At 66.2% G+C, this 23,688-nt stretch carries 17 protein-coding genes; 15 read left to right on the top strand and 2 right to left on the bottom strand.

Annotated elements, in window-relative coordinates:
- Window positions 1-46: 46 nt before the first annotated feature.
- The 13 genes from MNR00_RS01000 (at window position 47) to MNR00_RS00940 (ending at window position 20,004) form a co-directional block, all read left to right on the top strand.
- The gene (locus MNR00_RS01000) at window positions 47-940 is read left to right on the top strand and encodes an alpha/beta fold hydrolase (protein ID WP_241927309.1); all 894 of its coding nucleotides are present in this window, start codon (window positions 47-49) and stop codon (window positions 938-940) included.
- A gap of 191 nt (window positions 941-1,131) precedes the next feature.
- Complete coding sequence (locus MNR00_RS00995) at window positions 1,132-2,202, top strand: CDP-glycerol glycerophosphotransferase family protein (protein ID WP_241927308.1); 1,071 nt, start codon at window positions 1,132-1,134, stop codon at window positions 2,200-2,202.
- Window positions 2,202-3,383 (top strand): CDP-glycerol glycerophosphotransferase family protein, encoded by a 1,182-nt coding sequence (locus tag MNR00_RS00990; protein WP_241928891.1) that lies wholly within the window; start codon window positions 2,202-2,204, stop codon window positions 3,381-3,383. The genes MNR00_RS00995 and MNR00_RS00990 overlap by 1 nt, the downstream gene beginning before the upstream one ends.
- Window positions 3,349-4,782 carry a bifunctional cytidylyltransferase/SDR family oxidoreductase gene (locus MNR00_RS00985; RefSeq protein WP_241927307.1) on the top strand — a complete coding sequence of 478 codons (1,434 nt, stop codon included), beginning with the start codon at window positions 3,349-3,351 and terminating at the stop codon, window positions 4,780-4,782. The genes MNR00_RS00990 and MNR00_RS00985 overlap by 35 nt, the downstream gene beginning before the upstream one ends.
- Window positions 4,782-6,821 (top strand): glycosyltransferase family A protein, encoded by a 2,040-nt coding sequence (locus MNR00_RS00980; RefSeq protein WP_241927306.1) that lies wholly within the window; start codon window positions 4,782-4,784, stop codon window positions 6,819-6,821. The genes MNR00_RS00985 and MNR00_RS00980 overlap by 1 nt, the downstream gene beginning before the upstream one ends.
- A 23-nt stretch (window positions 6,822-6,844) precedes the next feature.
- Window positions 6,845-7,930, top strand: a complete 1,086-nt coding sequence (locus MNR00_RS00975; RefSeq protein ID WP_241927305.1) for an NAD-dependent epimerase/dehydratase family protein — start codon at window positions 6,845-6,847, stop codon at window positions 7,928-7,930.
- Window positions 7,927-9,723, top strand: coding sequence for a CDP-glycerol glycerophosphotransferase family protein (locus MNR00_RS00970; RefSeq protein ID WP_241927304.1), 1,797 nt, complete (start codon window positions 7,927-7,929; stop codon window positions 9,721-9,723). The genes MNR00_RS00975 and MNR00_RS00970 overlap by 4 nt, the downstream gene beginning before the upstream one ends.
- Window positions 9,720-10,433 carry an IspD/TarI family cytidylyltransferase gene (locus MNR00_RS00965; protein ID WP_241927303.1) on the top strand — a complete coding sequence of 238 codons (714 nt, stop codon included), beginning with the start codon at window positions 9,720-9,722 and terminating at the stop codon, window positions 10,431-10,433. Before MNR00_RS00970 ends, MNR00_RS00965 begins: the two co-directional genes overlap by 4 nt.
- 6 nt (window positions 10,434-10,439) lie before the next feature.
- The gene (locus MNR00_RS00960) at window positions 10,440-12,608 is read left to right on the top strand and encodes an acyltransferase family protein (RefSeq protein ID WP_241927302.1); all 2,169 of its coding nucleotides are present in this window, start codon (window positions 10,440-10,442) and stop codon (window positions 12,606-12,608) included.
- Window positions 12,609-12,644: 36 nt separating this feature from the next.
- Complete coding sequence (gene rfbA, locus MNR00_RS00955; protein WP_241927301.1) at window positions 12,645-13,517, top strand: glucose-1-phosphate thymidylyltransferase RfbA; 873 nt, start codon at window positions 12,645-12,647, stop codon at window positions 13,515-13,517.
- The gene (rfbB, locus tag MNR00_RS00950; protein WP_241927300.1) at window positions 13,514-14,509 is read left to right on the top strand and encodes a dTDP-glucose 4,6-dehydratase; all 996 of its coding nucleotides are present in this window, start codon (window positions 13,514-13,516) and stop codon (window positions 14,507-14,509) included. The genes rfbA and rfbB overlap by 4 nt, the downstream gene beginning before the upstream one ends.
- Complete coding sequence (locus MNR00_RS00945; RefSeq protein ID WP_241927299.1) at window positions 14,509-15,939, top strand: bifunctional dTDP-4-dehydrorhamnose 3,5-epimerase family protein/NAD(P)-dependent oxidoreductase; 1,431 nt, start codon at window positions 14,509-14,511, stop codon at window positions 15,937-15,939. The genes rfbB and MNR00_RS00945 overlap by 1 nt, the downstream gene beginning before the upstream one ends.
- A gap of 195 nt (window positions 15,940-16,134) precedes the next feature.
- Entirely contained in the window at window positions 16,135-20,004 is a 3,870-nt protein-coding gene (locus tag MNR00_RS00940; RefSeq protein ID WP_241927298.1) for an endo-alpha-N-acetylgalactosaminidase family protein, read from the top strand.
- Between the two features lie 110 nt (window positions 20,005-20,114).
- Here MNR00_RS00940 and MNR00_RS00935 read toward each other — a convergent pair whose 3' ends face one another.
- Entirely contained in the window at window positions 20,115-20,630 is a 516-nt protein-coding gene (locus MNR00_RS00935; RefSeq protein ID WP_241927297.1) for a MarR family winged helix-turn-helix transcriptional regulator, read from the bottom strand.
- Between the two features lie 86 nt (window positions 20,631-20,716).
- Here MNR00_RS00935 and MNR00_RS00930 point away from each other — a divergent pair, with 86 nt between their 5' ends.
- Both MNR00_RS00930 and MNR00_RS00925 read left to right on the top strand, forming a co-directional pair.
- Window positions 20,717-21,406: a hypothetical protein gene (locus MNR00_RS00930; protein ID WP_241927296.1), complete on the top strand. Its 690-nt coding sequence runs from the start codon at window positions 20,717-20,719 to the stop codon at window positions 21,404-21,406.
- A 49-nt stretch (window positions 21,407-21,455) separates the two neighbouring features.
- A complete protein-coding gene (locus MNR00_RS00925; RefSeq protein WP_241927295.1) occupies window positions 21,456-22,328 on the top strand; it encodes an AraC family transcriptional regulator in 873 nt (290 codons plus the stop codon).
- A gap of 117 nt (window positions 22,329-22,445) precedes the next feature.
- On the opposite strand, the gene MNR00_RS00920 is transcribed toward MNR00_RS00925, so the two are convergent.
- A complete protein-coding gene (locus MNR00_RS00920; RefSeq protein ID WP_241927294.1) occupies window positions 22,446-23,651 on the bottom strand; it encodes an MFS transporter in 1,206 nt (401 codons plus the stop codon).
- Between the last annotated feature and the right edge of the window lie 37 nt (window positions 23,652-23,688).

Here is a 23,688-nt window from a genome sequence, read left to right as displayed (position 1 = left end):
GTTCATATAGTCTATGTACGATCGTTCGTATTGATAGGAGTAACCCGTGTCGATTCTCATGAACGCCACCGCTGCCAGCATCCGACTCTCGTCGCACATCGCGCCCGCGCTGGGCGGACGACTTGCGCTGGGAACCTTCTTCGCAACCGATCGCATGCGCGTGCGGGAGGATGACTGGGTCACGCACCGCGCGGCCCGCCGCGACACGATACAGGTGCGCGGACGCGAAGTCGCCACCTACGAGTGGGGCACGGGCACGCGGGCGGCACTGCTCGTGCACGGCTGGAACGGCCGTGCTTCGCAGTTCGCAACACTCGTGCGCGACCTTGTCGGCGAGGGATTTCGCGTCGTGGCATTCGATGCCCCGGCGCACGGCGAATCCCCCGGGCGGCGCACCGACGTGCGCGACTGGGTGGCCGCGATGCGAATGCTGTCGGATGCCGAGGGGCCGTTCGAGCTGATCGTCGGGCACTCGTTCGGCGCGTTCGCGACGCTGGCCGCGCTCCGGGATGGCGTGGATGCCCGGCGGGTCGTCTCGATCGCAGGTGGCGGCGAGGTGCAGGCGTTCCATGATCAGTTCCTGCAGATGGTCGGCCTGCCTCACGCGGCACGTGCGCACTTCGAGGCGTCGTTCTATCGTCGGATGCACCTCAGCCGCGATGAGTCGGATGCCCGGTACGACTCACTCGTGCAGCCGCTCCCCTCGCAGACCGAGCTGCTCATCGTGCACGACCGGGGCGATCGCGGGCTCGAGGCGCGCAACTCCGAGGCGCTGCATGCGGCGCACCCGGTTCAGTCGCGACTGCTGCTGACGCAGGGGTTCGGGCACAACCGGGTGCTGAACGCCGATCCGGTGCTCGACGCCGTGCTGGCGTTCGCTGATGCAGGCCTCGACGGGCTGCGCGATCCGTCAGAGGGGGCGCTGCGCGCAGTGCGCTGAGGGGCCGCGGAGGCTCAGAACCCTGAGGGTTCCCGGTCGGAGCGTCCTCGTATACTGAACGGGTTCTGTCCGCCGATCAAACTCCGGGTTAACTCTTCGTGCGCCAATGGCTCCGGAAGAGTCGGGTGCTTCGCAGCATCCGATTCCTCCCCTACATCCTCCCCTACGGGGTTTGGGCGACCCTGAAACCAGTGAAGACCGATCGCGTGCTGTTCCTGTCGGACTCGCACCGCGACTTCGTCGGCAACATGGCCTTTCTGCGCGACGCGATGGTGCGCACAGATCCCGAGGTCGAGATCATCGGCGTCTTCAAGCCGAGCCTCGCTTCGCGTCGGTCACTGAGGGATGTCTGGAACCTGCCGAAGCTGATCGCGACGAGCGCGGTCGTCGTCCTTGATGACTTCTACCCGCTGATCTACCACGTCCCGATCCGCAAGGGCGCCCGCCTGGTGCAGATCTGGCACGCCGCCGGCGCTTTCAAGCAGGTCGGACACAGTCGCGCTGGGCTGCCTGGCGGGCCGACCCCCGGCAGCGAGATCCACCGCAACTACACGGATGCCATCGTGAGTTCGTCGGGCATCGTCGACGACTACGCCGAGGCGTTCGCCATCCCCGTCGAGCGAGTGCGGCCTTGGGGTATGCCCCGGTCGGACGTGTTCTTCGACGCGGATGCTGTCGCTGCGACCCGTGCGCGCGTACGGCGCGAACTGGGCGTGGGCGATGACGAGCGGTTCGTCGTGTACGCGCCGACGTTCCGCGGCAACGGTCAGCGCAGCGCGACCGCGGCTCCCGAGGCGGATTGGGCGAGTATCGCCGACGCGCTCGGCGCCGGCTGGCGGGTCGGAGTTCGGCAGCATCCGTTCGTCGCTGCCGGGCCGCTGCCTGCAGGAATCTTGGATGCTGCCGCCGTCACCGAGATGAACGACCTGCTGATGGCGACCGATGTGCTGGTGACGGACTACTCGTCGTCTATCTTCGAGTTCGCGCTGCTGCGCAGGCCGGTGGTGTTCTTCGTGCCGGACCTTGAGGAGTACGAGTCGGCCCGGTCGTTCTACCGCCCGTTCGATCACTATGCGATCGGTCCGGTCGTGCGCGAAGCCGACGCCCTGCAAGACGCGATCCGCGGTGCGGTGGTCGATGACGCGCGCCTGAATGCGTTCCTCGACGAGTTCGCGGATGCCCTCGACGGGCACTCCAGCGAGCGGATCGCAGAGCATCTGGTGGGTGTGCGGGCCGCTTCGCGTATGGAGGCCGCCTCGTGATGGTGCTGGCGCAGCGCCTGCGCCTGGATGTGCTCGCCGCGTACGCTGCCCGATTCGCGCTGACGTTGGTGAGCGTGGTGATGCGGGTGCTGCCGAGGCGGCACAAGGTGATGCTGCTGACCAGGCAGAGCAGCAGGCCGCCGTCGGACTTCCTGCTGCTGCGCGATGCGATCCTCAGGGCCGACCCCACCGTCGAGGTCGTGATGATCGCGAAGATGGTGCCCCCCGGCATCCTTCGCAAGTTCGGCTACGCACTGCACCTGCTGGTCGAGATGTACCACGTGTCGACGTCACGGGTGCTCGTGGTCGACGGATATTCGATCATCGCGTCAGCGACGCCGCCGTCCGACAGGCTGACCGTCGTGCAGCTGTGGCATGCCCTCGGCGCGCTGAAGAAGTTCGGGCTCAGCATCGTCGGACAGCGCGGTGGACGCGATCCGATGCTGGCGAAGGCCATGCGCATGCACGCCGGCTACGACATCGTGATCGCCAGCGCCGAACGCTGCCGCGAGCCGTTCGCCGAGGCCTTCGGCGTCGACGTCTCGAAGGTCGTCGTCGCGCCGCTGCCACGCGTCGACAAGCTGCGCGATCCGGCGCACAAGGCAAAGGTCCGCAAGCGCTTCGAGTACCTGTACCCCGACCTGGTCGGCCAGAAGGTGGCGCTGTTCGCCCCGACCTTCCGCACCGAGGGGCTCATGTCGGGCATCGACCCTCTCGAGCTGACTCAGGCGATGTCGGATGCCGGATACGCCATGATCACCAAGCTGCACCCCCTGGTGCCGGTGCCCACCGAGGGCGGTCTGCGCACAGCACCCGGCATCTCGACGCAGGACCTGCTGCTGGTGTCCGACATCTTCATCACCGACTACTCGTCAGCGGTGTTCGAGGCCGCCGTCGCCGAGGTTCCCTCGTACCTGATCGCACCCGACCTGAACTCGTACGCCCAGCGGCGCGACTTCTACGCAAAGTACCCAGACGACCTCGGCCTGCCGATGGCTTCGAGCGTTGACGAGCTCGCGGAGACGGTGCGGAGTGGGTTGGCGGATGCTGAGATGACGCGTGTCATGCGGGAGAAGTTCGTCGCTGAAGTGGATACGGATCACGGTTCCGCGTCGGATCACCTGGCGCAGGTGATCCTGCATGCGAATGTCTCCGCACCGCGAAGGGATATCAATGCCTGATTCAACCACTGCACCCCGGACGGTCGCGGTGATCCTAGCGGGCGGCATCGGAGTGCGCGTCGGGCTGGGCATCCCGAAACAGCTGATCAAGATCGCCGGCAAGGCCATCGTCGAGCACACACTCGACGTGATGAACGCGAGTGAAGTGATCGACGAGATCATCATCGTCATGAACGCCGGTGCAATCGATCAACTCGAGTCCCTCAAGCATGATGAGCGCTTCCCGAAGCTGACCCGCATCATCCCCGGGGGCGAGACACGCAATGATTCGACGAAGGCGGCGTTGGCCGCCCTCGGAGATGACGCGAACACCAAGGTCCTGTTCCATGATGCGGTGCGTCCGTTCGTCAACGAACGGATACTCGAGGAGTGCGTCGAGGCGCTCGATCACTATGAGGCCGTCGACACCGCGATCCCGTCCGCCGACACCATCATCCAGGTCGACTCTGCGTCGCACATCACCGGCATCCCGAATCGTGCAATTCTGCGCCGCGGCCAGACTCCGCAGGCCTTCCGTCTCGGCACGATCCGCGCTGCCTACGAACTCGCAGACAAAGACAAGACGTTCCACGCGACGGACGACTGCGGTGTCGTGTTCACCTACCTTCCGGGCACTCCGATCTACGTAGTGGACGGCACACCCGAGAACATGAAGGTCACCGAGCCGATCGACGTGCACATCGCCGACAAGCTCTTCCAACTGCAATCCGCAAGCCTGACCGCAGACGCCGAGATGCCCGATCTCGCCGGAAAAGTCATCGTCGTCTTCGGAGGCAGCTACGGCATCGGCGAAAGCATCGTCGAGCTCGCCCGCACGGCGGGAGCCGAGGTGCACCAGTTCAGCCGGTCGACAACTGACACCGACGTGCGCTCCCGGAGTGCAGTGAAGACGGCTCTCAAGCAGGCGCACGATGCTTCCGGACGCATCGATGCGGTGGTCATGTCTGCCGGTGTGCTGCGGATGGGCCCGCTGACCAAGACGAAGGTCAAGCACATCGAGTCGAGCATCGAGACGAACTTCCTCGCTCCGGTGATCGTGTCCCGCGCCGCGCACAAGTACCTCAAGGAGACTGCGGGGCAAGTTCTCCTGTTCACCTCGAGTTCGCACACGCGTGGACGCGCCAATTACGGCATCTACTCCGCCAGCAAGGCCGCCGTCGTCAATCTCACCCAGGCGCTGGCCGAGGAATGGGCGGAGGACGGCGTGCGTGTCAACTGCATCAATCCTCAGCGCACGCGCACGCCGATGCGCACGAGCGCGTTCGGCGAGGAACCTGCGGAGTCGTTGCTGGATCCACACCAAGTGGCCGAGGTCAGCCTGAAGGTGCTCGACAGCGGGTTGACCGGTCAGATCGTCGCCGTGCGGGTCGAACAGCAGGCAGACAGGAGTGTTCGCTGATGATCAAGGTTTCCGTGGTCGTTCCGACATACAAGACTGCCCCCGAGGGTCTGCAGCGTCTGGTGGATTCTTTGGACGGCCAGACCATGCCCTCCGACGAGTTCGAGGTCATCTTCATCGATGACGGCTCACCGGATGACACCTTCGAACGGCTGAAGATGCTGCAGTCATCCCACGCAAACGTACAGTTGGACCGCATCGAGAACAGCGGATGGCCGTCCCGACCCCGAAACGTTGGAATCGATAAAGCACAGGGCGAGTACGTCCTGTTCATGGATCATGACGACACGCTCTATCCAGATGCGCTGCGCGCCGGGTACGAGCTGGCCAAGGGCAGCGACGCGGACGTGCTGTCGGGTAAAGAGGTCCGCACCGATGATGCGGGCTGGGTGTTCGATTCGTTTGAGAAAGATGAGCGACAGGCGCTCGACCGCGATGGTGACCATCCCCTCACGCCACTTAACCCCCACAAGCTGTACCGTCGCCGACTGCTCGAGGAGTACTCAATCCGCTTCCCCGAGGGGCGCCTAGTGCTCTGGGAGGACCAGTTCTTCAACCTTCGTGTCGCCCGCTATGCGAAGGTCATGTCACGGTTGGCGAGTGTACCGTTCTACCACTGGGTCACCACTGCGGGCAGCGGAACGACGCTCTTCGACGTCACACAAATCTACTACTGGCAGATGCTACGGCGACTTTGCGAAGCTGTCGACGTTGAGCTGTCCGGGCCCGATCGGAAGCTGTTGCACGAACAGATCGCTCGCCTGCAATACGGAGCTAGGGTGCTGGGCGCCTACAACGTCGGCTACGCGAAGCGTTCCGTCGAGGCTCGCCGTATGATCTTCGCCGAGTCGCGAGCACTGCGCGAGGACTTCGAACTGTCCCGCTTCGATGACTCGCTGAGCGTATCGGTTCGTCTGCGCGCGCAGTTGGTTGGTGCAGACCGGCAAGACCTTCTTGAGCGTCTGTGCTCGGAGGATGTCGCGATCGCGGGCTGGGGAACGGCGAGGTCGATGACCTGGCACGCTGGCGTGCTTGAAGTCACGACGACAGTGGAGTGGTCGAGTGCGCAAGGACGCCGCCCCACACTCCGGCGGAAGGGGGAGCGCATCTTGAAAGTGCTATCACCTGAGCTCTCCGAGGCGTTCAGCGATGACGATCGGGACATGACTGCTGAGGTTTCTCGCGCGACGGGGGCGTTCGCCATCCGGAACCGGGAGGACAAGGTCGTCTGGAGTACGCCCTCCACCTGGTCTGTGCACACCGAGGAAGCCGCAGATGGCTCCGTCCGGATCACAGGGGCGTTGACGACCACTATCGACCCTTCAACGGCCGCTCACGGGTCCACGCTCGAGTCCACGTACTGGGATCTGCAAACGCGTGTTCGCCTCGGGAGCGCCCTGACCCATAGGAACCTACGGTCCGACCTCCCCCCTAGCGCAAGCTTCGTCAAGGGCCGACTCCATCTCGTGTACCCGAACGACGGCGGCCACGCGACGCTGATCCCCGACGGACAGGCGGAGACGGTTCGCAGGCTGACTCCGCTCAGCGCGACGCAGAACGAGGACGGCCGCGTGCGCGTCCACTTGTCGGGAGTTCACGACGGGCAGGGAAGCATCGCGACAGTCGTCGGGCTGGACGCATCGGCCGCCATTGACGAGGTCGACTTTGTCGAGCACCCCGCGGTGCTCGACATCGATGGCGGGCAGGCAACGCTCACGTTTGATGCCACTTCAAAAGTGATGCGAGTGCGGATCGGCGACCGAATCGGACGGCGTCCAAAGTTCTGGACGCTGTTCGTCACGCCACCGGAGATAGAGCTCAATGTCGGCCAGTTCCCGAAGATCCGCACGACAGATGAGATCGTCGCCGAGGACCAGGAACGCGAACGGGCCGCGGCCGCGGCCGCGGAGTCGAACGCGGGGAGCCGAAAGCCCGAGGGAGACGCGCCGAACGCCGACCAGTCGACGCCGAAGCCCGGTGTCATGCGCAGAATCCGGCGCCGGTGCGGCAAACTGCTCCGTAGCTGGGGATTGCGGTAAGACCTCTCGATTAGCATTGTCGGATGTCCGATTCCAGACCCGCCGGTGAATTCGATGCGAACATTCGCGTGATCGACCGTGATGTCGACGAGATCCTCGCCAACGATCTGCCCTGGGATTCCCTCCGCGGCAAGACCGTGCTCGTCACCGGCGCCAGCGGAATGATCCCCTCCTACGTGGTGCGCACCCTGCTCGCGCTGAACCTCCGACGGGACGCCGGGATGCGCGTAATCGGGCTCGTGCGCAATGAGGCCAAGGCCCGGACGCTGCTCGACGACATCCTCGACCGCGAAGACTTCACGCTGCTGGCGCAGGATGTCACCGCTCCCCTCGACCTCAACTCCTCAGTCGACATCGTCGTGCACGGCGCTTCGCCTGCCCGCCCCTCGCTGCACTCGGCGAGTCCCGTCGACACAATCCGTGCAAACGTGGAAGGGACCTTCCGCCTGCTCGACCTCTGCGTCGAAGCCGGTCACGGCCATTTCGTCCTGATGTCGTCGGCAGAGGTGTACGGGCAGCGCGCCGACGACGGCTCCCTCGTCGCCGAGGACGAGTACGGATCCGTCGACATCCTCAATCCTCGCGCTTCGTACACCGAGGGCAAGCGAGCGGCCGAGACGATCGCCACCAGCTATCGCGCGCAGTACGGCATCCCCGTCACCATCGCCCGGTTCGGGCATATCTACGGGCCAGGGATGCTGCTCGACGACGGCCGGGTGCAGGCGGACTTCACCGCGGACGTCATCAACGGTCGCGACATCACGCTCAACAGCGACGGCAGCGCCCGCCGCACCTACACGTACGTGGCGGATGCCGTCGCGGGCATGTTCTACGCCATGCTGCTCGGCGACGCCCCGGCCTACAACATCGCGGACCGGGACGGGTTCATCTCCATCCGGGATCTCGCCGAAGCGTTCACCCGGGCGCGCCCCGAGAAGGATCTGAACGTCCGCTTCTCCGCCGGCGTCGACCTCTCGGCTTACAACCCCACCCGCGGCCAGGGACTCGACGACACCCGACTGCGCGGACTGGGATGGCGACCGCAGGCGGGGCTGAACGCCGGCATCGATCGAACGATCGCATGGCACGAGGAGCGAACGACAGCATGACCACTCCACAGCCGGACCGCCCCGAGGATGTGTCCACCGGCGCCATCGACTGGGCGAACGTGGACTACCCCTATGAGGGTGCCGTCACGAAGATCACGTGGGAGCGCGTCCTGCTCTCCATCCATGTGCGGCTCGCACCGCTCACCGCGGCACCGGCGAGCTCGCTCGATCCCACCGCCATCGCATTCGAGATCGTCGATCTCGGCCGAGACTTCCCCGTGGATGCCACTGCCCTCCGCGACGGCGAGTTCCGGATCGACATCAACATCACCCGGTTCGGCGGGCGCCGTCAGATCCCGAACGGCACTTGGCGCATCCGCGTCAGGATGGACGACGCACCGCTGGCGATCGTGAGCTACGACGGACGAGAGCTGGAGCGCCTCGACGAGGCATCCCGCGTGTTCCTCTACAACAAGAACCGCTCGGTGGTCACCGTCTCGTTCGGCATCAGCGAGAACATCGACTCGCTGGACTTCCTGATGCGGACTTACCAGCTGACCCGGGGCGGCGCGAAGCCCAAGCGGGTCGGTCCGATCAAATGGTTCAAGCGGAAGTATCTCAGCGAGCCCAGCATGATGAAGTACGCGGGCTGGATCTACACGCGGGTCAACCGCCTGGTCGGCGTGAAGAAAGGGCGGGTCCTGTTCGCTTCCGATCAGCGCCTCACGATCGCGGGCAACCTGCTGCGCGTGCAGGAGCGTCTCGTCGAGCGCGGCCTCGACAAGGAGCTCGACTTCAAGTACTCGTTCCGCCTGCCCAAGACCGGCGGGTGGGGAACGACGATCCGCATCCTCTTCCTGATGGCGACCAGCGAGGTGATCCTCCTCGACGACTACTTCGGCCTGCTCAAGAGCGTCAAGATCGACACCGCTCGCACCCGCGTCATCCAGCTCTGGCACGCGGGGAGCGGTTTCAAGTCGGTCGGGTACAGCCGCTTCGGGAACATCGGATCGCCCAAGCTGTGGCACCCGCACCGCCAGTACACATACGCGATCACGGGTTCGAAGCACCTCGTGCCGGTGTACGCCGAGGCCTTCGGCATTGAGGAGTCCGCCGTCATCCCCACCGGGCTCCCCCGGGTCGACTGGTTCCTGGACGACGACCGTACGGCGCGTTTCACAGAGGAGTTCGCGGCCGAACACCCGCAGATCGCGGGCAAGCGCGTGATCCTCTTCGCGCCGACCTTCCGCGGACGCTCCATCTACACCGCGTTCTACGACTACAGTTGGATCGACTTCGACGCGCTCTACGAGGCCGTCGGTCGCGAGACCGTCGTCCTGTTCCGGATGCACCACTTCGTGAAGCAGGACATCGAGATCCCTGAGCAGTACCAGGACCGGTTCTTTGATTTCACCCGTTATGCCGATGGGCTCGGCCTGCTGCACATGGTCGATCTGCTGATCACCGACTACTCGTCGATCATCTACGAGTTCTCGCTGCTCGACCGTCCGATGATGTTCTACGCGCCCGATCGAGTGAACTATGCGGCCACCCGCGGCTTCCACCGCGACTACGACGAGACGGCACCGGGCAAGGTGTGCACGACGTTCGACGAGGTCGTGCAGGCGATCACCACCGGCGACTTCGAGCAGGAGAAGGTCGCGCAATTCCGCGCCGAGAACTTCGACCGCATCGACACCGGCGCCGCCGATCGCGTCATCGACTGGCTCGTCCTGCAGGACGCGCCGCCGTCCGCGCTGGTCGAGGAGACGTCCGACGAGATACACATCGCTGAGGGGCACAACGAGCCCGACGCGGAAGAGCACGAGGAAGAAGAGGAGGCCGCCCGATGAACATCGCTGCGATCTTCGCCGGCGGTGTCGGCTCACGCATGAGCTCCGCCGGCCTGCCCAAGCAGTTCCTGGAGATCCACGGGACTCCGCTGATCGTCCACACGATCCAGCACTTCCAGGACCACCCCGAGATCGATCGCATCGCTGTCTCGATCCTGCCGGAATGGCGCGAACGCTTCGCCCGCCTCGTCGCGCGGTACGAACTCACCAAGGTGAATTGGATCGTCGACGGCGGAGCCACCGGGCAGGAGTCGCGGCACCGCGCCCTTCGGGCCATCGCCAATGACAGCCCGCCCGACTCCGTGGTGCTGCTGCACGACGGAGTCCGCCCGCTGATCAACGCCGATCTCATCTCGGACAACATCCGCACGGTGCGCGAGTCCGGCCCGGCGATCACGACCACGAAGTTCAACGAGACCGCGGTCGCCTCGAGCGACGGTCTCGTCGATGACGTCTACCCTCGGGACAACCTGTATGTCGCGCAAGCGCCGCAGAGCGCCCTGCTGAGCACGGCTCTCGATGTGTACGACCGTGCCGTCGCCGACGGCGAGAACGACTCCATCGACACCTGCAGTCTGCTGCGCCGGTACGGCCACACCCTGCACCGCGTCGACGGACCCCGCTCGAACATCAAGATCACGACGGCGGAGGACTACTACATCTGCCGCGCATTCTTCGACGTGCTTGAGCATAGGCAGATCGGCGGCTGAGGCCCGGTGACGATCAGCCTCCCCCCAGTCGCGGAAGCCGCTACCCCGCAAACCCCGCGCGAACGACCTTCGGCGCGGGATCGGTCCACGCGCGGTCCGCGCGCCCTCCGCGCCGACATCCAGGCACTTCGCGCGATCGCGGTGCTTCTCGTCGTCATCTACCACGTTCGTCCGAACCGGCTGTCCGGCGGGTACATCGGCGTTGACGTCTTCTTCGTGATCTCCGGGTTCCTGATCACGAGCCATCTCATCCGTGAGGCGACACGAAGCGGGCGAGTCAAGCTCGGAGCGTTCTGGGCCGCCCGCGCGCGCCGCATCCTTCCTGCCAGCCTCGTAGCGATCGCTGTTACCGTCTGCATGACAGCGTGGCTGGCGCCGGTCACCATGTTCGACGATCTGCGCAAGCAGGCGCTCGCATCGATCTTCTACGTGCAGAACTGGGTCCTGGCCGCTGACGCGGTCGACTACTCCGCCGCGGAGAACGCGGCGACGGCGTTCCAGCATTTCTGGTCGCTTTCCGTGGAAGAGCAGTTCTACATCTTCTGGCCGGTGCTCGTCATCGTAGCGCTGTGGCTCGTCGCGCGCCAGATGCGCGGCGCCTCCGAAACGGCGAGTCGCGAGACGGTCCTTCGACGCACCCTCTTCATCCTCTTTGGCGCGGTCGTCCTGGTCTCTCTCGCCTATTCGATCTTCACGGTCGCCGATGGCCAGCCCAGCGCTTACTTCGTCACGACCACGCGTGTCTGGGAACTCGGCGCCGGCGGCTTGCTCGCGGCCGTCCGATTCCGACGCCCGAGCCGTATGTCCCGCTATGCCCTCGCGTACGTCGGCCTCGCGGCGATCGCGGTATCCGCTTTCGTCCTGACAAACGAGACGCCGTTCCCCGGGCTTGCTGCAGTCCCGGTGATCCTCGGCACCGCCTTCATAATCCTGGCGGGAACGCCCGGATCAGAGGAGAGCGGACAATCGCTGGCCAAATACGACCCGTGGACGTTCGGCTCACGCCTCAGCATCACGCAGTGGATCGGCGACCGTTCCTACTCGCTCTACCTGTGGCATTTCCCCGTCATCATTCTGTGGACAATGATCGCTGACCGAAAGGTCGACTACCTCGACATCGTGGGCATGCTCGTCGTGTCGTTCGTACTGGCGCACTTCAGCTACCGCTTCATCGAGCAGCCGACTCGGAGCTCGACGTACTTCAAGACGTCTACCTTCCGTTCCCTGATCGCAGCGCTGATCGCGATGGCCGCGGCCGCGGCCCTGACCTTCGCGTACCCGGTCATGACCGCCCGCGCCGCAGGAAACGGCGACTGGGATGCCCTGGCAAGCGAGGCGCGTTCGCTCCCCGACCTCGGTGCGGCGGCTGTCACCGGGAAGAGCATCCCGACATTCACCACGGACACGGCGGCCATCACTCCGAACCCCCTCGGCGCAGAGCAGGACCGCAACCGCTCCGTCAGCGATACGGACTGCGTGGCCAAGACTGACGATGCAGTCACCCCGACCTGTGCCATCGGTGTGCCCGCGTCCGACCTGTCCGTCGTGCTGGTCGGCGACTCGCATGCCCGGATGTATTCGACGGCACTCGACAACATCGGTGAACAACAGGGCTGGTCCGGACAGACCTATTTGCGCAATGACTGCCCGTTCAACCCATCGCCCACGAAGAAGGAAGCTACGAGCGACTTCCCCTGCACTGAGCCGAATGCCAAGGTGCTCGAGGAGATTCTGGCAGAGTCCCCCGACCTCTTGGTCACGACCTGGTCGTTCAACAGCACTTTTGCGGATGGCGGTCTGGCGGCGTCCGGGTTCGCGGACTACTGGAGCACGCTCGAGGCGGCCGATATCGATGTGCTCGTTCTCCGGGACACCCCGCGAATGGACGAGAACATGCCCGACTGCATCGCAGAGCATTATGACGACCCCGATAGCTGCGCCACCCCGCGTGCCAAGTCATTCCCAGGAACGGACCTGTTCGATGAAGCCGTGAGTCTGGCCCCGGAGATCGACGTGGCAAATTTCACCGATGTGTTCTGCACCGATGACGTCTGCAAGCCCGTCATCGGCAATGCGCTGGCTTACTACGACCATCACCACCTGACCGACACATTCGCTGTGTCGCTGGCTCCCCGCCTGCAGGACTCCATGGAGAAGGCGCTGTCCCATCGCTGAGGCCGTTCCGAAAACCGGTTATGGGAGGATATCTGCGTGAAGGGCATAGTTCTCGCGGGCGGTTCCGGTACGCGGTTGCATCCGGTGACGCTGGGTGTTTCGAAGCAGTTGGTGCCGGTGTATGACAAGCCGATGGTGTACTACCCGTTGTCGACGCTGATGCTCGCGGGCATCCGAGACATTCTGGTGATCACCACGCCGCACGATGCCGCGCATTTCGAGCGTCTGCTGGGGGACGGCTCGCAGTTCGGTATCTCGTTGTCGTTCGCACAGCAGACGTCGCCCGACGGGCTGGCGCAGGCGTTCACGATCGGCGCGGACTTCATCGGCGACGATTCGGTCGCCCTCGTGCTCGGCGACAACCTGCTCTACGGCCCCGGCCTCGGCACGCGGCTGTCGCGGTTCGCTGAGGTGGATGGCGGCGCGGTGTTCGCGTACTGGGTGGCCGAGCCGTCGGCCTACGGTGTGGTCGAGTTCGATGGCGCCGGTGTCGCGGTGTCGCTGGAGGAGAAGCCCGCGGCTCCCAAGAGCAACTACGCGGTGCCCGGCCTGTATTTCTACGACAACGATGTCGTGGAGATCGCCCGCGGTCTGCGGCCAAGCGCCCGCGGCGAGTACGAGATCACGGATGTGAACCGCGCGTATCTGGAGCGCGGGAAGCTGCAGGTGGAAGTGCTCCCCCGCGGGACGGCGTGGCTGGACACCGGGACGTTCGATCAGATGACGGATGCCGCCGACTATGTGCGCACGATGGAGCGCCGCACCGGTATGAAGATCGGCTGTCCGGAGGAGGTCGCCTGGCGGCAGGGGTTCCTCTCGGATGGCGAGCTGCGGCAGCGGGCCGAGAAGCTGGTGAAGTCGGGGTACGGGACGTATCTGCTGGAGTTGTTGGAGAGGTCGCACCTGTGAGATTGCTCGTCACCGGCGGGGCCGGGTTCATCGGATCGAATTTCGTGCACCACGTCGTGGCGCACACCGACCACCACGTGACCGTGCTGGACGCGCTGACCTACGCCGGCAACCGGGCCTCGCTTGCAGGGCTGCCCGCTGACCGCGTCTCGTTCGTGCACGGGAACATCACCGATGCCGAGTTGGTCGATGACCTGTTCGGGCAGGCGGATGCTGTCGTGCACTACGCCGCAGAGTCGCACAACGACAACTCGCTGGCTGACCCGCGGCCGTTCCTGGACACGAACGTGATCGGCACGTACACGCTGCTCGAAGCCGCCCGCCGCCACGACATCCGCCTGCACCACATCTCCACCGACGAGGTCTACGGTGACCTCGAGCTGGATGACCCGCAGCGGTTCACCGACACCACCCCGTACAACCCGTCGTCGCCGTACTCGTCGACGAAGGCCGCATCCGACCTGCTGGTGCGCGCCTGGGTGCGTTCATTCGGGGTGCGCGCGACGCTGTCGAACTGCTCGAACAACTACGGCCCGTACCAGCACGTCGAGAAATTCATCCCCCGCCAGATCACGAACGTGATCCGCAGCATCCGCCCCAAGCTCTACGGCGCAGGGCTCAACGTGCGCGACTGGATCCACGCCGACGACCACTCCTCCGCCGTCCTCGCCATCCTCGAGCGCGGCCGGCTCGGCGAGACCTACCTGATCGGCGCCGACGGCGAGAAGGACAACAAGACCGTCGTCGAACTGATCCTCACCTTGATGGGGCAGGACGCCGACGCATATGATCACGTCTCCGACCGCGCCGGCCACGACCTGCGCTACGCGATCGACTCGACCAAGCTGCGCGACGAACTGGGATGGACGCCGCAGTACGGCGACTTCGAAGCCGGGCTCGCCGCGACCATCGACTGGTACCGCAACAACGAGGCCTGGTGGGCGCCGGCGAAGGACGCCACCGAAGCGTTCTACGCGAAGCGGGGACACTGATGCTGACCGTCACCGAGACCCCGATCCCGGGGCTGCTCGTCGTCGAGATGCCCGTGCACGGCGACAGCCGCGGCTGGTTCAAGGAGAACTGGCAGCGGCAGAAGATGGTCGCCGCAGGGCTGCCCGACTTCGGTCCCGTGCAGAACAGCATCGCCTTCAACCCCGCGCCGGGCACCACCCGGGGTTTCCACGCCGAGCCGTGGGACAAGTACGTCTCGGTCGCGACAGGACGCATCTTCGGCGCCTGGGTCGACCTGCGCGAAGGCCCCTCGTTCGGAACCGTCTTCACCATCGAACTCGACCCGTCGCGCGCCGTGTTCGTGCCCCGCGGCGTCGGCAACTCGTACCAGACACTCGAACCCGACACCTCGTACGTCTACCTGGTGAACGACCACTGGTCACCCGACGCCGAATACTCCTTCCTGAACCTCGCGGATGAGACGGCCGCGGTGGCCTGGCCGATCCCGCTCGCCGACGCCGTGCTGTCCGAGAAAGACCAAGCGCACCCGCGACTGGCCGACGCCACCCCCGTCGCCCCACGCAGAATCCTCGTGCTGGGCGCCGACGGCCAGCTCGGGCGGGCGCTGCGCAAGGAATTCGGAGACGCCTCGCACATCGAGTACGCCACCCGCACCGACTTCGACATCACGAAACCTGCTGCCCGGCACTGGCGCGACTACGGCACCATCATCAACGCCGCCGCCTACACGGCCGTCGACACCGCCGAGACGACAGAGGGCCGAGCGGCCGCATGGGCGATCAACGCCACCGGCCCCGCACAGCTCGCCCGCATCGCCGCCGCGAACGGCATCACCCTCGTGCACATCTCCAGCGACTACGTCTACGACGGCACCGCTGCAGGCGCCTACAACGAGGACGCCCCCTTCGCCCCACTCGGCGTCTACGGGCAGTCCAAGGCCGCTGGCGACCTCGCCGTCACGACCGCACCGCGGCACTACATCGTCCGCACCTCCTGGGTCATCGGCGACGGCGCGAACTTCGTGCGCACCATGGCGTCCCTCGCCGAACGCGGCATCGACCCGAAGGTCGTCGACGATCAGACCGGACGGCTCACCTTCACCGACGACCTCGCCCGCGGCATCCGACACCTGCTCTCCGTCGATGCGCCCTTCGGGACGTACAACCTCACCGGCGGCGGCGAGCCGCAGACCTGGGCGTCGATCGCCGCAGCGGTGTACGAGCTGACCGGGCACGACCCGGCGCGCGTGACGCCGGTCTCGACCGACGACTACTACGCGGGGGCAGCCGGCCCGATCGCGCCACGCCCGCGCAACAGCGTGCTGGACCTGTCAAAGATCGAGGCCACCGGATTCATCGCATCTGACACGCGCGAGGCCCTGAAGTCCTACCTCACCGGTCAGATCGTCAACGTGCGCGTCGAGCAGGTCGCTGCCGAGAAGACCCACTGACAGCATCCGATCGAGCCCCCGCGACAACCGCTCGCGGAGGCTTCCTCCTGCCCACTTCTGACGCTCTTGTGAACTGACCAAACACGATCGATCACCAGTCCGCCGCACATCCCACCCTTGTTTCCGCAAACATTTCGTGGCATCCTCGAACCTGCCGGGTCCCCAGTCCGGTGACTGATTCGAAGGAGAGCCAGAATGAAAACCCCTCGCAGATGGGCCGGAGTAGGACTGGGCGCAGCCCTGGTCGTCACCGGTCTGTCACCGCTCGCCGCAGCACCGGCATTCAGCGCGGAGTCCCCATCCGCTGACATCACGCTCCGCAGCGGCGACCTCGAAGTGCGTGCCTCCAGCGCGTTCCCCCAGGTCGTGCAGTACACCGACCGCGACAGCGGCGCGGTCATGCACGGCAACGACACCGCCCTCACCGAGCTCGAGATCAACGGCACCGTTCAGCCCGTCGAAGTGCGCTCGAAGAAGATCAACGGCTCCACTGCCGAGTACACGATCACGCCGACCCAGCTCGAAGGCGTCGAGTTCACCGCGAAGCTCAGCGTGAAGAAGAACGTCGTCACGCTCGCGTTCACCGAGATCAACGACCCCGAGAAGCAGGTCGCAAGCCTGCGCATCCCTGGTCACGACCTCGTCACCGTCTCCTCCGACGAGGCCGGCGCGCACGTCGCGACGGCCGACCTGTCGGTCGACCGTGCCGTCTCGGGAGACAAGTTCATCCCGGTCACCGCCGAGACCCCCGTCGACGCCAAGCCGGTGTCCACCAACACTGTTATCGCTAACACGTCGCAGCTCGCCGCAGCCTTCACGACCAACGCGATGTACGACGCCTCATCGGGGCCCGCGAACAAGGACAGCGGCAACTTCTGGCGCCAGGCCGTGAAGGACGGCGACGATGTCGAGGTCGGCATCTCAAGCGGTCAATGGCTGTACCGCGCGAAGGACGCCCCCGAGCCCGAGGAACTCCCCTGGGTCAAGGTCGCCATCACCCCCGACGCGAACGCCGACGGCACGGTCGACTGGCAGGACGGCGCGATCGCGCTGCGCGACCTGCGCGTCGGCCCGTTCCGCGGCGACGAGACGGCCAACAACGTCATCACGCACATCCCGTTCAACTTCGCCTCGCAGGCGACCCACCCGTTCCTGCGGACGCTCGACGACGTCAAGCGCATCGCGCAGAACACCGACGGACTCGGCCAGGCGGCTCTACTGAAGGGGTACACCAGCGAGGGTCACGACTCGGCGAACACCGACTACGGCGACAACTTCAACGAGCGCGCCGGTGGCCTCGAAGACCTCAACACGGCGCTCAAGGCCGCCGACAAGTGGAACACCCAGTTCGGCGTGCACATCAACGCCACCGAGATCTACCCCGAGGCGAACTCGTTCAGCGACGAGATCATGAACCCGAACGCCCCCGGCTGGAACTGGCTCGACCAGTCGTACTACATCGACCAGCGCTACGACACGAACTCCGGCCTGCTCGACAAGCGCATCGGCGAGCTGGCCGATGCCACGAACGGCAACCTGGACTGGGTCTACGTCGACGTCTACTACCAGTTCGGCTGGCTGGCGAAGAAGATCCAGCAGTCGCTGGTCGACCACGACTTCCGCGTCGCATCCGAGTGGGCCGACAAGCTCAACGCCAACAACACCTGGTCGCACTGGGCCACCGACGAGAACTACGGCGGATCCGGCAACAAGGGCGTCAACTCGCAGATCCTGCGCTTCGTGAACAACACGCAGTCCGACACCTGGAACCCCGACGCTCGCCTGGGCACCGCGCACATCATCGAGTTCGAGGGCTGGACCAACCAGAACGACTTCAACGGGTTCCTCGAGAACGTCTGGACAGCCAACGTCCCGGCGAAGTTCGTGCAGCACCACGAGATCACGCGCTGGACCGACGAGGCCATCGACCTCGAAGACGGCGTGCGGATCACCGGCACGACAGCATCCGACCGCTCGATCACGGTCGACGGCGACGAGGTTCTGCGCGGCGACACGTACCTGCTGCCCTGGTCGTCGAAGGCCGGCAAGAAGGTCGACAAGCTGTACCACTACAACCCCGCCGGCGGAGAGAGCACCTGGACCCTCACCGACGACTTCGCGAAGAACCGCACCCTGCAGCTGTTCTCGCTGGGAGATGGCGGCCGCACCAAGGTCGCCGACGTGCCTGTCACCGACGGCACAGTCACCATCGACGCCACGGCCGGTCAGCCGTACGTGCTCGTTGCGGGCAAGAAGGCCGACTCCGGCAGCGCGCTGCCGAAGAAGGTCGACTTCGGCCAGGGCACCCCGGTGACCGACCCCGGCTTCAATCTGACGAACCTCGACGCGTGGAGCCCCACCGGTGACGTCGCGATCGAGCGTGACGGCCTTGGCCGCCGCTCGGCACTGTTCGGTGCTGGCGCAGCATCCATCTCACAGCAGCTCGACAAACTGCCGGCCGGCGACTACACCGCCAGCGCGTGGGTGGGCGTCGACAAGGACAAGACTCGCCAGGCGACGCTCGGCGTCGACCTCGGCAAGAAGGGGTCGGATGCCAGTGTCGCGATCAACTCGTCGAATGCCGTCAACTACATGGCATCCGACGAGTGGCACGGAACGACCATGCAGCGACTGAAGGTCGCGTTCACGGTGCCGAAGGGCGGCGCGAAGCCGGTCTTCACCGTCTCGGTCGGCGACGGCGACGCCGCGGTGCGCGTCGACGACGTGCGCATCATCGCTGCCGCTGCTCCCGAGCTCGGTGACGGCGTGATCGCCAGCGAGGACTTCGAAGACACGGATGCCGGTTGGGGTCCGTTCTACAAGGGCAATGCCGGCGGATCGACCGATCCGCGCACGCACATCGCCAAGCGCAACGACTTCACGCAGAAGGGCTGGAACGGTCGCAAGATCGACAACATCCTGGGCGGCGAGTACTCGCTGATGGCGCATGACGAGAACCGCGGTCTGGTGTACCGCACCTCGGAGTACTCGGTTCCGTTCGAGCCCGGCCACCGCTACCGCGTGTCGTTCGACTATCAGTCGACCGAGGCCGGACAGTACGCCTGGGTCACCGGGTACGACTCCTCGACCGGTCCGCGGGTCACGTCGAGCACCGAGTTCGGTGCCGTGCACGAGACGACGCGTTTCGAGCAGGTGGTGGATGCCAGCGCCTGCGGCGACACGTTCGTGGGCCTGAACCGCATCGGCGGCGGCACGGCCGACCTGATCGTCGACGACTTCACCGTCGAAGACCTCGGGGCATCCGACGCCATCCCGGCCTGCGCGCAGCTGAGCGGCGAGCTCGGCGCTGACGTGATCCAGCAGGGCAAGTCGACCGAGTTCACGACGACGTTCACCTCTGACGAGGCTGCGGCGATCGCGAACGTCGAGGTCGCGCTGAACCTGCCAGAGGGCTGGACTGCCGAGGCCGTCACCCCGGCCACCGCAGCGTCGATCGCACCGAAGGGCACGCTCGTCACCACCTGGAACGTCACGGCTCCGGCCGACGTCGACGGCTCGTACGACATCGGATCCACCGCCACCTACACCACGACCGTCGAGCCGATCGGCGAGCGCGAGGTGACCAGCGTGACGAAGGTGAAGACGCTGCCGAAGGCGCCGACCAGCACCGTGTTCGCCAGCGATCACGACTGGGTGACCGCCAGCAACGGCTGGGGTCCGGTGGAGCGCGACATGTCGAACGGCGATCAGGGTGCCGGCGACGGCACGCCGCTGACGCTGGCCGGCAAGGTCTACGAGAAGGGTCTGGGTGCCCACGCACCGAGCAACGTGAAGTACTTCCTCGGCGGACAGTGCACCACGTTCACCGCTGACGTCGGAATCGACGACGCGCAGCCGACCCGCGGGTCGGTCGTGTTCTCGGTGAAGGTCGACGGCGAGACCGTCGTCACCTCGCCGCTGCAGAAGGCGACCAGCGAGACCTTCGCACTGACCGCTGATGTCACCGGCGGCCAGTTCGTCGAGCTGATCGTCGACACCACCGCCGACGGCAACGGCAACGATCACGCCGACTGGGCGGACGCGAAGTTCACCTGCGGCAGCTGACCGGCTGACGTCCCGCAGTCAGAGACGCACCTTCCCGGCATCGGGGAGGTGCGTTTCTGGCTTCGCGGCGGTTGTGGCGCGGTGCCGTCGGGACCAGATGAGCTCGAGGCTCAGGGATGCCAGTTGTCGGCGAGCTTGGTGAGCAGCCTGGCCAGCTCCGCACGCTCGGGCTCGGTGAACGCCTCGAGGGCTGTGCCGAGACGTTCGCGCCGCTCCCCGCGCACACCGCGGATCATCTGCGATCCCTCGTCAGTGAGGGCGATGCGCGTGCGTCGAGCGTCGGCGGGGTCGGCCTCGCGGCGCACCCAGCCGCGGTCGACGCCCTGCTGCACCAGGCGCGAAGCGCGGGGCTGGTCGACGCCGATCGCCTCGGCCAGTCCGCTGACGCTGAGTGGATCGGATGCTGCGGCGAGCGCATCCAGCATCCGGATCACCGCCGGCGCTCCCCCGCGCGCCGCGTCCCACCCCATGCGACCGTGACGCGCGCCGCGGGGGCCGTGTGGATGCTGGTGTCCGTGCTGCCCGTCGTGATCGTGGGGGCCCCCGTGACCGTGCGGGCCGCCGCGGCGCCCGCGCAGGCGCGACAGGGCGAGGGCGATGGCGTCTGCGTCACGGTCGTTGCTCATGGCTCCGACTTTACATGCGATTTGACATGCATACACAATCCATGTCACACTGCATATACATGCAACATGACAACAAAAGGATTCCCATGAACACCGACAACACACATCCCTTCGGATACTGGATCACCGCCGTCGACCGCCTGATGAAGGCCGAGTTCGCCACCGTCTTCGCCGACGAGCGCGTCACCCGCCGCGAATGGCGGATGCTGAACGTCATCGACGGCACGGCCTTTGCCCGCGTACCCTCGCGGCCGCTGCGCGGCCCGAAGATGCGCCGCCTGATCGACCTCGGCTGGATCGAGCGCACGGCTGACACTTCCTCCCCAGGCGGCTGGACCCTCACCGACGCCGGCCGGCTGGCGAAGACCCGCCTGAGCGCGGCCGTCGACGAACTTCGCGCCCGTGTGGCCGGAGCCGTCACGCCAGACGAGTACGCCGCCTTGACGGCATCGCTCGAGAAGATCGCCCGCGAGTTCGGCTGGGAAGAGGGCAAGCGCCTCCCCCGTCGACCCGAAGGTCGCCAGCGCCACGGCCACGACTGTGAGCACGGACGCCGCCACGCACACGGGCGCCATCACGCACACGAGGACCACCGCGACGGCGGACACCGCCACGGATACGAAACTCGTGACGGACACGCAGACCGCCACGGTCGCGGCGCCGACGCCCACCCCGGCTACGCCCACCACGACCACCCGCACCACCGTGGCTCACACCACGGCCACCCGCACCGCGGTCACGCGACCGAGCACCACATCCATATCCACACCCGCTGACGGACAGCGCCGGCGGAATACGCCCGCCCGGCAGAAGGTTCGCCCTCACATGAGCCTTCTCGCACCGGCGCCGACTCCGTCCACGCGCACTGATGCGCTGGAGCGGCTGCTGGGCGGCATCGCCATCAGCATCCGCTCACAGCGCCGCGTCGCGCCTGCTGTCGAGACGGCCATCGCCCTCGACACCGGCGCGCTCTCGCTGGTCTACGTATTGGCGGGGCGAGTGCGGCCGCCGGCAGGGTCCGGCATCCCCGACTCCCTCGCGGCGGGCGACGCGATGCTCGTCTCGGGCCGCCGCAGTCTGACTCTGCAGGTGCCGGCGGGCGCAGAGGTGCTGGCGTCGCACCTCGTACTTTCCGACAGCGCCGTCCACCTCGCCGACCTGCTGCCCGACAGCGCCTGGATCCGCGGCTTCGCCGAACTCGAGCCCGCCGCGGCGGCGCTCGCCCAGCACATGGGCGGCGACGGGACGACGTGCGAGCGGGACGGCGACCTGGTCATCTGCCGCATGATGGCCACCACGCTGCTGCAGTCCGTCATCCGTGCGTGGTCACGCATCGGCTGCGCGCCGCAGGGCTGGCCGTCGCGCACGAACGATCCGTTCCTGGATCGGGTGGTGGATGCTGTCGCCGACGCACCGGGCCGGCTGTGGACCGTCGAGCAGATGGCATCCATCAGCGCACTCTCCCGCTCGGTCTTCGCCGAGCGGTTTCGCGCTGCCTTCGGGTCATCACCGGCACAATATGTCGCCGATGTGCGCATGCGCGCCGCCCGCGCTCTGCTGATCGACGGACGCGGGGTGAGCGAGGTCTCCCGCGAGCTCGGCTACGGATCCGACGAGGGCTTCAGCCGTGCGTTCCGGCGTCACACCGGCATGACGCCGTCCGCCTGGCGGGCGCGGGAGACGACCGCAAGAGCCTGAGCGGGTTGCCGGTTGGAGATCACAGACCGAACGGCTCCAGCCCGGCGCGTCGCCGATCGACACGCAGCGCACAGACCAAATCGTCTGTGATCCCCAACCGAGACCCGTGGCATCCGGCTATCGGCGCGTAGACACCCGATCCGACAGCCCGAACAGCACGGCTCCGACGACCAACGTCGCGGCGCCGACGCTGTAGGCGAGTTCGATGCCGATGGCGTCCACCAGCATTCCGCCGACCCCCGCCGCGAGCATGATCGCCGCTTGGAAGCCGACCACGATGAGTCCGCCTCCTGCCTCGAGCCGGTCGGGCATGCGGTGACCGACCCACGTGTTCACGATCAGCAGCCACGAGGCGAAGAAGAATCCCCACACGAACGCCACAGCGCCCACCGTCCACAGCGACCCAGCGCCGACGATGATGAGCATCAGCGCCAGCGCGATCACCAGCGGGGTGGCGACCGCGAGCACCCGGTAGGTGCGGTCGATGCCGACGCCGATGACGATGTTGCCGATGAAGCCGCCGACGCCGAACACCGCCAGCAGCACGATGATGGTTCCTTCATCGACCGCCACTCCGTCTGCCTGCACCCGCTCCAACGCGAGGCGGATGTACGTGTACGCCAGAGCATGGCCGAAGATCACCAGCACATGGCCGACGACGCCGAGACCGATCCCGGGGCGGCGCAGCGTCTCGACCAGGATCGAGATCCGGGCCGCGTTCTCGGCGGGCACCGACGGCAGCAGCATCCGAAGCCCGATCGCGAGCAGCGCCGTCACCGCAGCGGCGATCCCGAATACGCCGCGCCAGTCCAGCACCTGGCTGAGCATCACTCCCACAGGCACCCCGGCGACGGTCGCCAGCGAGGTTCCCGCCGAGGTGAACATCACCGCCCGGCCAAGGCGCTCGGGGCCGGCGATGCGCGCGGCGACCGTGATCGACATGGTCCAGAACCCCGACAGCGCCGCGCCGAGCAGTACTCGGGCGACCAGCATCAGCGGCAGACTCGGGGCGATTGCGACGACCAGATTCGAGATCGCGGCCAGCACGGCCATCCACACCAGCAGCGTGCGCCGGTCGAGCCTCGGCAGCGCCAGCCCGATCGTGGGCGCGACGAGCAGTCCGGCGAACGCGGTGACTGTGACGAGCTGCCCTGCCTGCCCTGGCGTCACGCTCAGCTCTGCGGCGATCTCGGTGAGCACCCCGTTCGGCAGGAATTCCGCACTGACGAGCAGAAAGCTCATCGCCATCATCGTCAGCAGCGCCGCGTACGGCATGCGTGTCTTCTGAGTGGCGACAGTGGGCAAGGGCGCGGAGACGGTCATGCTTCCAGCCTGGTCGCCGTGCGGCAGGTGCGCCCGA

It is taken from the genome of Microbacterium sp. H1-D42, from assembly GCF_022637555.1.
Lineage (GTDB): Bacteria > Actinomycetota > Actinomycetes > Actinomycetales > Microbacteriaceae > Microbacterium.
Note: the sequence above shows the minus strand (reverse complement) of the source record. Positions and strands in the feature narration are given on the sequence as shown.

Bases quoted from the DNA above. Each gene is read 5' to 3' on its own strand.
- MNR00_RS00925 (WP_241927295.1), top strand. From the start codon at position 21,456: ATGAGCCTTCTCGCACCGGCGCCGACTCCGTCCACGCGCACTGATGCG.
- MNR00_RS00930 (WP_241927296.1), top strand. From the start codon at position 20,717: ATGAACACCGACAACACACATCCCTTCGGATACTGGATCACCGCCGTC.
- MNR00_RS00965 (WP_241927303.1), top strand. From the start codon at position 9,720: ATGAACATCGCTGCGATCTTCGCCGGCGGTGTCGGCTCACGCATGAGC.
- MNR00_RS00935 (WP_241927297.1), bottom strand. From the start codon at position 20,630: ATGAGCAACGACCGTGACGCAGACGCCATCGCCCTCGCCCTGTCGCGC.
- MNR00_RS00945 (WP_241927299.1), top strand. From the start codon at position 14,509: ATGCTGACCGTCACCGAGACCCCGATCCCGGGGCTGCTCGTCGTCGAG.
- MNR00_RS00975 (WP_241927305.1), top strand. From the start codon at position 6,845: ATGTCCGATTCCAGACCCGCCGGTGAATTCGATGCGAACATTCGCGTG.
- MNR00_RS00940 (WP_241927298.1), top strand. From the start codon at position 16,135: ATGAAAACCCCTCGCAGATGGGCCGGAGTAGGACTGGGCGCAGCCCTG.
- MNR00_RS00980 (WP_241927306.1), top strand. From the start codon at position 4,782: ATGATCAAGGTTTCCGTGGTCGTTCCGACATACAAGACTGCCCCCGAG.
- MNR00_RS00970 (WP_241927304.1), top strand. From the start codon at position 7,927: ATGACCACTCCACAGCCGGACCGCCCCGAGGATGTGTCCACCGGCGCC.
- MNR00_RS00920 (WP_241927294.1), bottom strand. From the start codon at position 23,651: ATGACCGTCTCCGCGCCCTTGCCCACTGTCGCCACTCAGAAGACACGC.
- MNR00_RS00985 (WP_241927307.1), top strand. From the start codon at position 3,349: ATGTCTCCGCACCGCGAAGGGATATCAATGCCTGATTCAACCACTGCA.
- MNR00_RS00990 (WP_241928891.1), top strand. From the start codon at position 2,202: ATGGTGCTGGCGCAGCGCCTGCGCCTGGATGTGCTCGCCGCGTACGCT.